Source organism: uncultured Marinobacter sp. (assembly GCF_913055835.1).
In the GTDB taxonomy this organism is placed as follows: domain Bacteria; phylum Pseudomonadota; class Gammaproteobacteria; order Pseudomonadales; family Oleiphilaceae; genus Marinobacter.
The window spans coordinates 51,249-63,896 of sequence record NZ_CAJXKQ010000005.1; the positions used below are offsets into that span (position 1 = coordinate 51,249).

The 12,648-nt window shown below is 58.2% G+C and carries 13 protein-coding genes; 5 read left to right on the forward strand and 8 right to left on the reverse strand.

All coding sequences use genetic code 11. The annotated features are described in order from the left end of the window. Positions 1-169: 169 nt before the first annotated feature. The 4 genes from QZ534_RS04690 to QZ534_RS04705 form a co-directional block, all read right to left on the reverse strand. Positions 170-1,240: an enoyl-CoA hydratase/isomerase family protein gene (locus QZ534_RS04690; RefSeq protein ID WP_296931933.1), complete on the reverse strand. Its 1,071-nt coding sequence runs from the start codon at positions 1,238-1,240 to the stop codon at positions 170-172. A 33-nt stretch (positions 1,241-1,273) separates the two neighbouring features. After that, positions 1,274-2,053 carry an enoyl-CoA hydratase gene (locus QZ534_RS04695; protein ID WP_296931935.1) on the reverse strand — a complete coding sequence of 260 codons (780 nt, stop codon included), beginning with the start codon at positions 2,051-2,053 and terminating at the stop codon, positions 1,274-1,276. 62 nt (positions 2,054-2,115) lie between these two features. Then, positions 2,116-3,282 (reverse strand): acyl-CoA dehydrogenase family protein, encoded by a 1,167-nt coding sequence (locus tag QZ534_RS04700; protein WP_296931938.1) that lies wholly within the window; start codon positions 3,280-3,282, stop codon positions 2,116-2,118. 93 nt (positions 3,283-3,375) lie between these two features. Continuing rightward, entirely contained in the window at positions 3,376-4,869 is a 1,494-nt protein-coding gene (locus QZ534_RS04705) for a CoA-acylating methylmalonate-semialdehyde dehydrogenase (protein ID WP_296931940.1), read from the reverse strand. Positions 4,870-5,030: 161 nt separating this feature from the next. Between QZ534_RS04705 and QZ534_RS04710 the strand changes: the two genes are divergently transcribed. The 3 genes from QZ534_RS04710 (at position 5,031) to QZ534_RS04720 (ending at position 7,385) form a co-directional block, all read left to right on the forward strand. Next, the gene (locus QZ534_RS04710) at positions 5,031-5,906 is read left to right on the forward strand and encodes an AraC family transcriptional regulator (RefSeq protein ID WP_296931942.1); all 876 of its coding nucleotides are present in this window, start codon (positions 5,031-5,033) and stop codon (positions 5,904-5,906) included. 102 nt (positions 5,907-6,008) lie between these two features. Further along, the gene (locus QZ534_RS04715; protein ID WP_296931944.1) at positions 6,009-6,437 is read left to right on the forward strand and encodes an SRPBCC family protein; all 429 of its coding nucleotides are present in this window, start codon (positions 6,009-6,011) and stop codon (positions 6,435-6,437) included. 147 nt (positions 6,438-6,584) lie between these two features. Further along, a complete protein-coding gene (locus QZ534_RS04720; RefSeq protein ID WP_296931947.1) occupies positions 6,585-7,385 on the forward strand; it encodes an MBL fold metallo-hydrolase in 801 nt (266 codons plus the stop codon). Between the two features lie 65 nt (positions 7,386-7,450). Here QZ534_RS04720 and QZ534_RS04725 read toward each other — a convergent pair whose 3' ends face one another. Further along, positions 7,451-7,918, reverse strand: coding sequence for a hypothetical protein (locus tag QZ534_RS04725; protein WP_296931949.1), 468 nt, complete (start codon positions 7,916-7,918; stop codon positions 7,451-7,453). A 298-nt stretch (positions 7,919-8,216) separates the two neighbouring features. On the opposite strand from QZ534_RS04725, the gene QZ534_RS04730 reads away from it, so the two are divergent. Together QZ534_RS04730 and QZ534_RS04735 are read left to right on the forward strand one after the other, a co-directional pair. Further along, positions 8,217-8,942, forward strand: a complete 726-nt coding sequence (locus QZ534_RS04730; protein WP_296931950.1) for a YebC/PmpR family DNA-binding transcriptional regulator — start codon at positions 8,217-8,219, stop codon at positions 8,940-8,942. Positions 8,943-8,978: 36 nt separating this feature from the next. Further along, positions 8,979-9,725 (forward strand): glutamine amidotransferase, encoded by a 747-nt coding sequence (locus tag QZ534_RS04735; protein WP_296931953.1) that lies wholly within the window; start codon positions 8,979-8,981, stop codon positions 9,723-9,725. A 21-nt stretch (positions 9,726-9,746) separates the two neighbouring features. Here QZ534_RS04735 and QZ534_RS04740 read toward each other — a convergent pair whose 3' ends face one another. Genes QZ534_RS04740 through QZ534_RS04750 form a run of 3 tightly spaced genes read right to left on the reverse strand, consistent with a single transcriptional unit; the run spans position 9,747 to position 12,512 of the window. Then, positions 9,747-10,097, reverse strand: coding sequence for an FHA domain-containing protein (locus QZ534_RS04740; protein WP_064227218.1), 351 nt, complete (start codon positions 10,095-10,097; stop codon positions 9,747-9,749). Positions 10,098-10,107: 10 nt separating this feature from the next. After that, positions 10,108-10,863 carry a protein phosphatase 2C domain-containing protein gene (locus QZ534_RS04745; RefSeq protein WP_296931955.1) on the reverse strand — a complete coding sequence of 252 codons (756 nt, stop codon included), beginning with the start codon at positions 10,861-10,863 and terminating at the stop codon, positions 10,108-10,110. Continuing rightward, complete coding sequence (locus tag QZ534_RS04750; RefSeq protein WP_296931957.1) at positions 10,863-12,512, reverse strand: serine/threonine-protein kinase; 1,650 nt, start codon at positions 12,510-12,512, stop codon at positions 10,863-10,865. The genes QZ534_RS04745 and QZ534_RS04750 overlap by 1 nt, the downstream gene beginning before the upstream one ends. Positions 12,513-12,648: the final 136 nt, after the last annotated feature.

The window sequence follows — 12,648 nt, forward strand, 5'->3', positions numbered from 1 at the left end:
TTTCTAGTGTTTGTCGGATTACGCTGCGCTAATCCGACCTACGGTTTGGTTGCGCTTCGGGTAGGTCGGATTATTTCGTCGGATTACGCTTTGCTCATCCGACCTACGGTTTGGGTGCGTTCCGGGTAGGTCGGATTAGCGGAGCGTAATCCGACACCCAGGCCGGCTATCAGCTGAAAAAGTCGTCAATCCAGGCGCTATCCGTTTCGGCAAGGGACGCATAGCGCCAGCGGGGCTGCTGGTCCTTGTCGATCAGAAGCGCGCGGATACCCTCCGCGAATTCGCCCTTGGTGAGGCACTTGGTGGAGAGCACCAGTTCCTTGTCGAGCACCTCTTTCAGGCTGTCGTGTTTGCAGCCGTGGAGATGACGCCAGACCAGAGCCAGGGACGTCGGCGAGGCCCCGGCCAGGGAACGAGTCGCTTTCGCCACCCACCCGTCGCCACCGGACAGCTCTTTCAACTGGTGAACGGTCGCCTCCAGGGAGTCGGCATCGGTGACCCGATTGATCTCATCGAAGTGGGTGCGAACCGGTGATTCCGGCATGGCGTCGGCGCTCTCACGCTCGTATTGGCGCAGCACACTACCAACCACCGCATGGGGATCTTCGCTCTGCCAGTTACGCTTGCACAGCTCGGCAACAACATCGGCCTTCAGATCATGCCGGATGAAGCGGTCGGCAAGGCCAGTGAAAATTGCATCAGCGCCGTTCAGGCGAGCACCAGTCAGCCCCAGAAACAGGCCGGTGCGCCCGGGGGTGCGGTTCAAAAACCAGCCCGCAGCAACATCGGGATAGAGGCCGATGGTGATCTCGGGCATGGCGAGCTTCGAGCCTTCGGTCACCACCCGGTGAGACGCGCCCTGCATAATGCCCATACCGCCGCCCATTACGATGCCGTGCCCCCAGCACACGAGGGGTTTCGGAAAGGTATGGATCAGGTAATCCAGCTCGTATTCCTCGGTGAAGAATGCCTCACCCTCACTGGCGCCCTGAGGCTCGGTCATGCTGCGATACAGGGCTACGATGTCGCCGCCAGCGCAGAACGCCTTGTCACCCTCGGATTCCAGCCAGACGGCCTGGATTGCGGGGTCTTCCGCCCAGCGCTTCAGTTGCGGCGTCAGCAACCGGATCATCTCTAGCGAGAGCGAATTCAGTGCTTTTGGTGTATTCAACCGGGCCACGGCGATCAGCGCGCCATCGCCCGTCTTCCATTCTTCAAAGATAATGGGTTGATCACTCATAACAGGTCCTTGAGCCAGTTTTACGGGCCGGCTTCAGCGGTTTTTCCATTCCGGTTTGCGCTTGTCGAGAAACGCATTCACGCCTTCTTTCTGGTCTTCCGTGGAGAACAGCTCAACAAACAGTTCCCGCTCCATGCGCCAGCCGTCATCGTGGCTGCGGCCGTCACGGGCGCTCATCACCAGGGTCTTGCACCGGGCAGTGGACGACGGGCTCTGCTGGCACGCCATTTCCGCCAGTTCCAGGGCCTTCTCCAGGCTCTTGCCGGACGGTACTACTTCTTCCACCAGACCGATCTGCAGAGCCTTGTCAGCCTTCACGCGCTCGCCGCACAGGATCATCCGCTTGGCCCAGCCCTCACCCACCAGCCAGGGCAGGTTCTGGGTTCCGCCTGCACAGGGCAGCAGGCCAACGCCCGCCTCGGGCAAGGCCATCTGGGCATGCTCTTCGGCAATACGGATGTCGCAAGCCATGGCACACTCGAGGCCGCCACCCATGGCGTAGCCGTTCACCGCCGCGATAGAAACACCGCGGAACCGCTGCAGCGTGGAGAAGGCCTCGCCAAAGAGCTGGCCCATCTCGTTCGCCCGGGCCTTGTCACCATCGGCGAAGGTTTTCAGATCAGCGCCAGCGGAATAGAACTTCTCGCCCTGCCCGGTCATCACCAGGGCAAAGATATCCCGGTCTTCGTTCAGTTCCTTGACGATCTTCGTCAGGGCAATCAGCGAATCCTTTGTCCAGGTGTTCGCGGGCGGGTTGTTGATGGTCAGTACTGCAATGTGTCCGCGTTTTTCAAGCTGAATCAGGTCACTCATTTGTTATTCCTCATACTGAAAATGGGGTCGGATGACGATTTCATCAGACCCCATTTTTATGCTTATTGAATTGCCTCAGCCACACCGTCATCGAGCAGGCGACGGGCAACAATCAGACGCATGATTTCGTTGGTACCTTCCAGAATCTGATGCACCCGCAAGTCGCGGAGATAACGTTCGAGCGGGTATTCGCGAATGTAACCATAGCCGCCGTGAAGCTGCAGCGCCTCGTTGACTACCTCGAAGCAGGCATCGGTGGCGAAGCGCTTCGCCATGGCACAATGAAGTGTTGCCTCCGGATCGGCGTTGTCGAGCTTGAAGGCACCGAGACGAACCATCTGCCGTGCGGCGACCAGATTGGTGGCCATATCGGCCAGCTTGAACTGCAAAGCCTGGAAAGCCGCCAGCGGCTTACCGAACTGTTCGCGCTCGTGCATATAGTTACGGGCACGGAGAAGGGCCGCCTGGGCGCCACCAAGGGAACAGGTGGCGATGTTCAGACGTCCACCATCCAGGCCTTTCATGGCAATGGCAAACCCGTCGCCCTCGTCACCAACTCGGTTGCTGGCCGGTATGCGGACATTCTCGAGGCTGATCATCCGGGTCGGTTGGCTGTGCCAGCCCATTTTCTCTTCGTTCTTGCCGTAGGAAATGCCATCGGCATCCGCGGGAATCACAAAGGTGGAAATGCCTTTATAGCCGGAATCCGGCGCTCCGGTCCGGGCCATCAATACCAGAATGTCAGTGGCACCCGCACCGGAAATAAATACCTTACTGCCGTTGATTACATAGCTGTCGCCATCGCGCACCGCCTTGGTACGAAGATTGGCCGCGTCTGAGCCGGCGCCCGGCTCGGTCAGGCAGTAGGAGGCGAGCCACTCGCCACTGGCGAGTTTCGGCACGATTTCCTGTTTGAGGTCGTCCGAGGCAAAGCTGGCAACCATCCAGGTAGCCATGTTGTGGATGGTGATAAACGCAGCCGTTGAGGGACACGCGGCGGCGAGTTCTTCCACGATGACCGAGGTGTCCAGCCGCGACAGCCCCATGCCGCCGAGCGCTTCGGGGGTATACATCCCCATGAAGCCCATCTCGCCGGCTTCTTTCATCACATCGACCGGGAAAATATGCTCGTCGTCCCACTTTGCCGCGTGGGGCGTCATGGCTTTTTCCGCAAACGCCCTCGCGGCCTCGCGAAACGCCAGCTGATCTTCGGTGAGGTTAAAGTCCATCGTTACGCTCCAGATAGAGAGGGCTTGGCATTGGGCGGGGAAAACAAGGGGCCGGAAACAGGTTCCGGCCCAAATACCCCACCTTCAACGCAATTAACGCAACTGGATAGAGAAGTTGGCTTCCGAGCTGGTCGCTTCACTGGAGAACCAGCGGGAGGTAACCGTCTTGGTTTCAGTGTAGAAGCGAACCGCCTGCTTGCCGTAGGCGTGCTGATCACCGTAGAAGGAGCCCTTCCAGCCGGTGAACGAGAAGAACGGCAGGGGCACCGGAATGGGGATGTTCACGCCCACCTGGCCCACATCGATTTCATGCTGGAAGCGACGCGCGGCACCGCCGGAGCTGGTAAAGATGGAAACGCCGTTTCCGTACGGGCTCTTGTTCACCAGTTCAATGGCATCACCGAGGGTGTCGGTTTCCACGCAGGACAGCACAGGGCCAAAGATTTCTTCGTTGTAGATGTCCATTTCGGTGGTGACACCGGAGAACAGCGTCGGGCCAACCCAGTTACCGTCCGGCAGGCCATCCACTGTGCAACCACGGCCGTCCAGCAGCAGCTTGGCGCCCTGGGCTTCGCCAGTCGCGATAAGAGATTCGATACGATCTTTCGCCTTGGCGGAGATGATCGGGCCGTAGCTGGCACCGGAATCGTTCCAGGCGCCGGGACGCACTTTCGCCATGGCTTCTTTGAGTTCGGGAATCCACTGCTGGGCTTCGCCCACAAAAACGGCAACCGAAATAGCCATGCAGCGCTGACCTGCCGCGCCCACTGAGGCGCCGACCAGGGCATTGATCACCTGCTGCTTGTCAGCGTCCGGCAGGATCACCATGTGGTTCTTGGCGCCGGCAAAGCTCTGCACACGCTTCATGTTGCGAGTGCCGGTTTCGTATATGTAACGGCCGACCGGTACAGAACCTACGAAAGAAACGGCTTTGATGGCGGGATCAGTCAGCAGTACATCAACCTGTTCCTTGCCACCGTGAACCACCTGCAGGACGCCCTTCGGTGCCCCGGCTTCTTCAAACAGCTCGGCAAGGCGCATCGGCGTCAGCGGATCCTGCTCGGAAGGCTTCAGGATAAAGGTGTTGCCGCAGGCAATGGCCATCGGGAACATCCACAGCGGAATCATGGCCGGGAAGTTGAACGGGGTGATACCCGCGCACACACCCAGCGGCTGGATCCAGGAATGGGTATCCACTTCGCGAGCCACGTTTTCAACGGTTTCACCCATCATCATGGAGGCGACGTTGGCAGCGTGTTCGACCACTTCAATACCACGCCAGACATCACCCTTGGCATCGTCGAAGGTCTTGCCGGTTTCCTGGGACAGGATCTCGGCGATCTCATCGTGATGCTCTTTCAGTAGAGCCTGGTAACGAAGCATGACCCGGGCGCGCTCTGAAACAGGCACTTCCTTCCAGGTCTTGAACATTTCGCCGGCACTTTCAATGGCCTTGCGCATTTCCGCATCGGTAGTGCACGGCGCCTTGGCGATCACTTCGTTGGTGGCAGGGTTGGTGACGTCGATCCATTCACTGGTTTGGCTATCGACAAACTCACCTGCGAGATACAGCGGTACATTTTTCATGTTGATGTCCCTGTTTGTTGTTGTGCGGGAAGCCGGCCAGAACCTCAGGGTTGCGGCCACGTTTATCCAAAGGCTAGCACGGGATCGACCAAGGGGTGATTGACTAAATTTCGCCCGTAATGGACTATCTTTCGATTAAGCCTAAAAACAAAAGACCTGAAATGACCCAAACCTCACAGTGGCCGGTGCCCAAAGACAGCATTCGCTACGTGGTGCCTGAGCCGATCATTCGACTGCTGGCAAACCACCCACTCACCCGGGATCTCTACCCGCTGGCGTTCGGGCACTATCGCCGTGCGGTGGGCCACCACATGCACCGGGAACACCATCACGACAATCTTTTGATCTACTGTACCGAGGGCCGGGCGTTCCTGAACGTTGGCGGAGAACCCTACACGGTGGAAGCAGGCGATCTGCTCCTTCTGCCGGCCGGCGCCAATCACCGTTACACTGCTGACCCTGACAATCCCTGGACCATCCACTGGGTGCACTACACCGGGCCTTTGGCCGAGGATTTCAGGAATTACATGGGTTTTGACGGACCGACCCGCATTCGTCATCTGGGCCGGCAACCCCGGCTGCTGGTTGACTTCAACGGCTTGCTATCCGTGCGACAGACCGGTTTCCGGGCCCGGGGCCTGATCCATGCAGCCAACCGGCTGCGGCAACTGTTGGCTGCAGTTCCGATCAATGCCGACGAGACCGGTCACGAACGACAGGCGGAGCTGGAAACCATCCACAACTATATGCGGGAGCATCTGGATGAGCGTATCAGCCTGGAGCAACTGGCTGATCTTGCCGGCCTTTCTCCCGCCCACTTTGCCACCCGCTATCGGGAACAGACCGGCACCTCCCCGATCCAGCACTTCCTGCACCTCAAGGTAGAGCGAGCCTGCCAGATGCTGGATACCAGCAGCCTGAGCTTTGCGGACATCAGCCGACGATTGGGTTACGACGACGCCTACTATTTTTCGCGACTTTTCAAGAAGGTAATGGGCCAGTCGCCCCGAGATTACCGTCATACTGCACGGCACTGACCCGTCGCCGTGGGCCAGATTGCAACCTGCCGCTTTCTACGACTTTTGTTGTAGGAGCCGAGGGGTTAGGCTTGGTTTATCGAACGAAAAAAGAGTGAGGCCATGGCCATGTACACCATTGAAATCGATGAAACCTTCGATGTGCCGCGACGAAGGGTTTTCGCCCTGTTTGCCGACCACTACCGTTTCGGAAAATTGCTGGGTGCGCCCGTAAAGCGGATCAAGGACAGCGATCAGGCTGACCCCAACGGCATTGGTTCCGTTCGCAAGATCGGCATCGGGCCGGTAGGTCTGGAAGAAACCGTGACCAACTTCGAGCCGGATTCACTGATCGAGTACACCATCACCAGCATGAGCCCTGTACGCAACCATCTCGGCCGCATCCGGTTTGAAGACACCCCGGAAGGCCATACCCGGGTGAACTACACCATCACCTTTGAAGACATCGTGCCGTTCACCGGGAAGATGGTCAGCAGCGCCCTGGAACAGGGCATACGCCGCGGGATCAAGCGGGTGCCCCGGCTGGCCTGACGGTTGGCAACAACAAATCGTTACTTGAGGAATATCAGAGAATTGACCTGAGGCAAGAGTTGGCTTTTGTCAATTTTGTAATCTCCGCGCAGCTTGCAATATCCGGCCATTCCGGCCGGACCACACTGTATTCAGCGGGAGACCGAAATGGCAGCCGAGCCGATTGTCCTGTTCGATAACGGACACCACAAATGCCTGATGTTCGATTCCCTGGTAACCGGAGAGGGCGTCCAGTCCAACCAGTTCCTGATTGTCGACGGCAAACACGAAGCACTGATCGATCCGGGCGGTGACCTGACTTATACCCCATTGTCAGTGGCCGCTTCCCGCTACATGAACATCCGTGACATGGACTATGTGTTCGCCTCTCACCAGGACCCGGACATTATCGGTGCCATCGACCGCTGGATCGTTCATACCCGCGCGAAAATTGTCACTTCGAAACTCTGGGCCCGATTCCTTCCGCACCTGGTTTCCAGTTATGTGACCAACCAGCTCAGCGGCAGCGTCTATGACCGCATCGTCAGCATTCCGGATGCCGGCGCCAATGTGAAATTCGGGGAATCCTATCTGCAGTGCCTGCCAGCCCACTTCATGCATTCGGTGGGCAATCTCCAGTTTTACGACCCGGTTTCGAAGATCCTTTTCTCCGGCGACCTGGGAGCATCGCTAGGTGGTGAGGACGATCACCTGCCCGTTAAGGACTTCGACAAGCACATACCCAGCATGATCGGCTTCCACAGGCGCTATATCGCCTCCCAGAAAGTCTGTAGGCTCTGGGCCAACATGGTCCGCGAAATGGACGTTTCGATGATCGTGCCCCAGCACGGCAAGCGCTTCGAGGGGCCGGTAATGGTTGATCGCTTCCTGAACTGGGTCAGCGACATTGAGTGCGGCATCGACCTGATGAACCAGGACAACTATCGCCGCCCGGTCGATTACGTATAACCACAAGAAAATTGGCAGCCCTCGGGCTGCCAATTTGTCCAACTCTACCGAGCTTCCAGTAGCTACTACTTTTTGCCGCCACCGGAGCCCATCGCTCCACTACCTCCACCTGAACCCATATTGCCGCTGCCATCTTTATTCATCTTGCCCCCTTGAGGGCCGGCAGCGGTTGGAGGAAGGTCTTCGATATCAAATCCCTGAGCCTGAGCCCGCTCTCTCATTCTCTCATGGTGCTCCAGACGATACGCCTGACGCTGTTCAGGCGTCATCGAACGCATCCGCTCCCGGAATTGTTCTCGCTCCTGTTGCGACATCATGCCATAACCCGAGATTGGATAACCGTCCTGGTCCATCGCGCGCTCTTGTGTGTGCAGGCGATCCCTGTCCTGGTCCTGATCCATGTCCCTATCCTGGGTCTGCAGACGGTCCCTGGTCTGATCCATGTCCCCGTTTTCATCCTGAGCCACGACGCTCGTCAGGGGCATCAGCAGGGTCAGGGCCAAAGACGCGGAGCATAAAGTTGCAAGTTTCATGGTCTAGCCTCCTTTTAAAGCCCGAACATCCCCGGCTTCGGGAACTGCGAGAGATTACGTAGCGATCAATTCGTGCCACGACCAGCTCAGTTTACTCCCGCGCCAAGAGCCCAAAATTTGTCCAGAATCAAATTCATCAATTTATTAACCGAATTTCATTTACTGGTTACCTCCAGCTTCCAGCTCAACCGCGCAACGAAGCAGAAATTGCGTCGCCAAGGACTCCAAATAAGCCTGTCCCAAACCGGCAATGTTGAGTAAAATCCGGCCTTTTCCAGAGAACCAAGAGGCAGCGCAGATGGGCAGAGCCTACCAGAACCGCAAAGAATCCATGGCCAAGACGGCTGCGGCGAAAACCAAGGTCTACAGCAAGTACGGCCGCGAGATTTACATGAGCGCCAAGTCCGGAGGCCCGGACCCCCAGGCCAACCTGTCCCTGCGCGGGTTGATCGAGAGGGCCAAGAAAGACCAGGTGCCCTCCCACGTGATCGAGAAAGCAATCGACAAAGCCAAGGGTGGCGCTGGCGAAGACTATTCCCCCGCTCGCTACGAAGGCTACGGACCGGGCAACTGCATGGTAATTGTCGACTGCCTGACCGATAACCCGAACCGCACCTTTGGCGACGTGCGCCTGGCATTCACCAAGACCAAGTGCAAGATCGGCACGCCCGGAGCCGTGTCCCACATGTTCGACCACAGCGCTATTTTTGCGTTCAAGGGCGAAGATGAAGAGGCCGTTCTGGAAGCGCTGATGGAGGCGGATGTTGATGTCACCGACATTGAGAATGAAGATGGCCTGATTACCGTGTTCACACCGAACACCGAATACGCCAAGGCCCGCCAGGCCCTGGTGGACGCCATTGAAGACATCGATTTTGAAGTGGATGAAATCCAGTTCCTGCCCAAAACCACCACGGTGGTGGAAGGTGATGACATCCCCATGTTCGAGAAATTCCTGGACATGCTGAACGAGCTGGACGACGTACAGAACGTGTTTCACAACGCCGAGCTGCCAGAGCAGTAAACAACCTGGTCTCCGGCCATGCAGGAAGATAACACCATGCAACAGAACGCTCCCACAACCCGCAAAGCGCGAGTGGTGGTCCTGAAAACAGGCACTACCTACCCAGACATTCGGGCAAAGTTTGGCGATTTTGACGAGTGGTTTCTGCGCGGATTGTCAGCCGAGCTGGACATCACTGTGGCCAACGCCGAGGCGGGCGAATTGCCGGGCAACCCGGAGGACTGGGACGGCATCGTGGTGACAGGCTCACCTGCCATGGTCAGCGACCGGGCCGAATGGAGTGAAAATGCGGGGCATTGGCTGGCAAAAGCGGTAAGCGAGGAAGTTCCGGTGCTCGGCGTTTGTTACGGACATCAGTTACTGGCCCACGCATTGGGCGGGGAAGCCGGTTATCATCCGAATGGCCGGGAAACCGGCACCCACGAGGTTGAGCTTCTCCCCGAAGCGGCCTCGGATGCCCTGTTCCGCGAGCTTCCGACAACATTCCCGGCCCAGCTGACGCACCGGCAATCGGTACTGCGCCTGCCCGAAGGCGCGGTGCTGCTGGGGCGTAACCGGTTCGAGCCGCACCAGGCCTTCAGAATTGGCCCCTGCGCCTGGGGCGTGCAGTTCCATCCGGAGTTCACCGACGCCATTATGAGTGCCTACCTGAAAGTACAGGCGCCGGATCTGATCAGGGAGGGGTTGGATGCGGAGGCCCTGATCGCAGGCGTGAAGCCAGCGCCCGACGCATCCTCGTTACTGTCCCGTTTCAGCCGATATGTCCAGGACCGGATCCGGTAAAACGGGTACTGTCCGCTCCTGTCAGTCGAGGATGTAGGCGGTTTTTTCCAGTGCCTGCTCTTCTTCATCGATAAAACGGAACTCGTTCCAGCCAATGCGCACCATGTCGTTGCTGTTGAGGCGCTGTCGGTCGGCAACCCGCAGCTCGTTCACAAAAGTGCCATTGGTGCTGTTGCTGTCGGTGATGTAGTAATCCACCGTCCCTTCCAGATAGGCATTGGGCACCGCCTCTATCAGGGCATGCTGGCCGCTCACAGAAATTTCATCGATCTGGATGTCGTTGTCCGGGCGCCTGCCAATGCGGGTTTCCGGTCGGCCGAGTTCAAAGGTGTTAACAACCACGTTATCCACCAGTTGCGAAAGCGAAGCCATGTCAGTTTCCTCAATACTCCAACGTCAGTAATACCACAGACACATTGTCACCGGCCTCGTTTGCCAGGCCAGCATCAATCAGTGCCTGAACCGTGCGCTCCATGCCGTCACTTTCCTTCAGGATTTCAAGCCAACGGTATTCCGGGACCGAATCGGTCAGCCCATCGGAACACAGCAGGAGCACATCCCCCTGCTCAAGAGTGTCACACCGATAACTGGGGGCCGCCTGCTCTACCGCTCCCACTGCTCTGGTCAGAACATTCCGGAACGGCACATTGGGCACATCAGCCTCTGTAATGCTGCCGTCCTCCAGCATGTTCTGGACGACGGTGTCGTCCCGCGTGAGACACACTGCCTCGCTATCTCGCAGGCTGTAACACCGGGAATCGCCTACATGGGCTATATGCGCCTGGTTGCCACTCACCCAGGCCACGACCAGTGTGGTGCCCATCTTTTCAAGTTTCCGGTCCCCGGAACGGCGACTCACTATTCGCTCATTGGCCAGCGCGAAAGCCCGCTCCAGATCTTCCTGAATCGCATCATTTGTGGTGTCGGATGAGGCTCCGGCGATGGCGGGTTCCAGGGATTCGATAACCGCGTCAACCGCAAGACGGCTGGCGACCTCACCCCCCTGATGCCCTCCCATGCCATCGGCAACCACCAGTAACGCCTGATCCCCGGCGTGGTTGATGCGCCAGTCGACAACGTCCTGGTTCGACTCCCGAACAGCTCCCCGATGACTCTGGCCTGCAACGTGATACTGCATCAGGACACCTCCTGGCCCGCTTCGCGAACAGCCAGACGACGCACGGCCTCGGCCATGGTGGCGGCACTGGCGAAGCGCTTGTCTGGCTCGCGCTGAATGGCCTTGTTGATCAGACGGACCACGCCGTTTGGCAGATCCGCGTTGAACTCGCGGACGCTGCGCGGCCGTTTGTTGAGAATCTGGTAGGTCAGGTTGGCCAGGGTATCGCCCTGGTAAGGCGTTTCCCCGCTCACCAGCTTGTAAAGGGTCACACCCAGGCTGTAGATATCGGAGGCGCCGGTGACCTTCTGGCCCTTCAATTGTTCCGGCGACATGTACAACGGGCTGCCCATCACGGCGCCGGTGCGCGTTCGCGAGTCATCGGAAATCTTGGCAATGCCGAAATCAGTGATCTTTATGTCGCCAGAGTCCGGGTTGAAGATAATATTCCCGGGTTTGATGTCGCGATGAACAATTTTCTGGCTGTGGGCATAGGCGAGTGCGTCTGCCACGCGGGCAACAATATCCAGCACCCTGGCCAGAGGCAGTAACCGGCCGGATCTGCCGAATTCGCTGAGCGGGCGCCCTTTCGCATAATCCATGGCAATGTAGGCGAGGTCTGCCTCCTCGCCAACGTCATACACGGTGACGATAGCCGGGTGACTCAGGCGCCCGGCGGCTTCCGCTTCCCGGAAGAATCGTTCTTTGAGATCCTGCAGCTGGCCATCATCAAACGCCTGGTAGCTGAGGGTCTTGATAGCAACGGTTCGGGCAATCTTCGGATCCTTGCCCAGATAGACCACACCCATGGCACCACGACCAATTTCCCGCTCGATCTCGTACCGCCCGAGGGTCGGGCGACTCACTGACGGTTCCGGCATCAACAGGGTTCGGGTGTTGTCGAAACTGCCGGCCTGCACCAACGAGTTATCCGGAGCGAGCTTCTCCAGTGCTGACAGCCTCGCGGCGGTGTCCCGAAAACCTTTCTTGCGTTCCTGAATACTGCGGTAGGTGCTGACCGCTTTATCGTACTGGCGCTTGCGCTCCTGCTGGATGGCAATGTCGTATCGCAGCTCAATCTCGCTCTCACAGTCGGGGCAGCGATCCAGCGCTTCGAGGGCTTCGTCTGTATGACCTTGCTGCAGAAACACCTTTGCCAGCTTCAGCCGCGCATCGCGCACATTGTCTGTCAGTGCACGGATGTGTTTGCGTGGCTGCAGCCAGAACAGCATCACCACATAACCAACCACCAGCAAAGTGAGCACCACGCCAAACGGAACCCAAGCGTTGTGGTAGAACATCAACGCGGCTTGGATCACCACGAGCGAGCCGCCAAGCAAAAGAGTGACAGGCAGGGAAACGGCTGCGCCCATCGCCGGAATAGCAAGCACCAGATACAGTGCCGCAATTGCCAGCCCTGCGGTCACTGCCATATCGGACCACAGTGGTTCCGAAAGGCCCCGATCAGCCATGGCCGGCCCGAATGCCTCCTGCGGGACAATCGTGGAGGGGTTAGAGCCGTCTGGCACGCCGAGGATGCTGAACAGTGCCCGATCGGCCCAGCCAACCAGGGCAAGCTGGTCGCCCGACAGGGCAAACACAGCGGCCAGAACGAGAACAACGGCCCGCAGACTGAACAGGCGTGGTAAGAGAGAGAATATGGCGTTCACAGGCAACTTTGTTATAAATGGTTGATCTGGCTAGTTTAGAAAGCGTGGCGTAACTGCGATACAACTGCCGGAGTGTTTTTTGTAAGTGTTTGTTTACCTGAGAGAGAGGTCACGTATAGTTATGCCGTCGTTTACC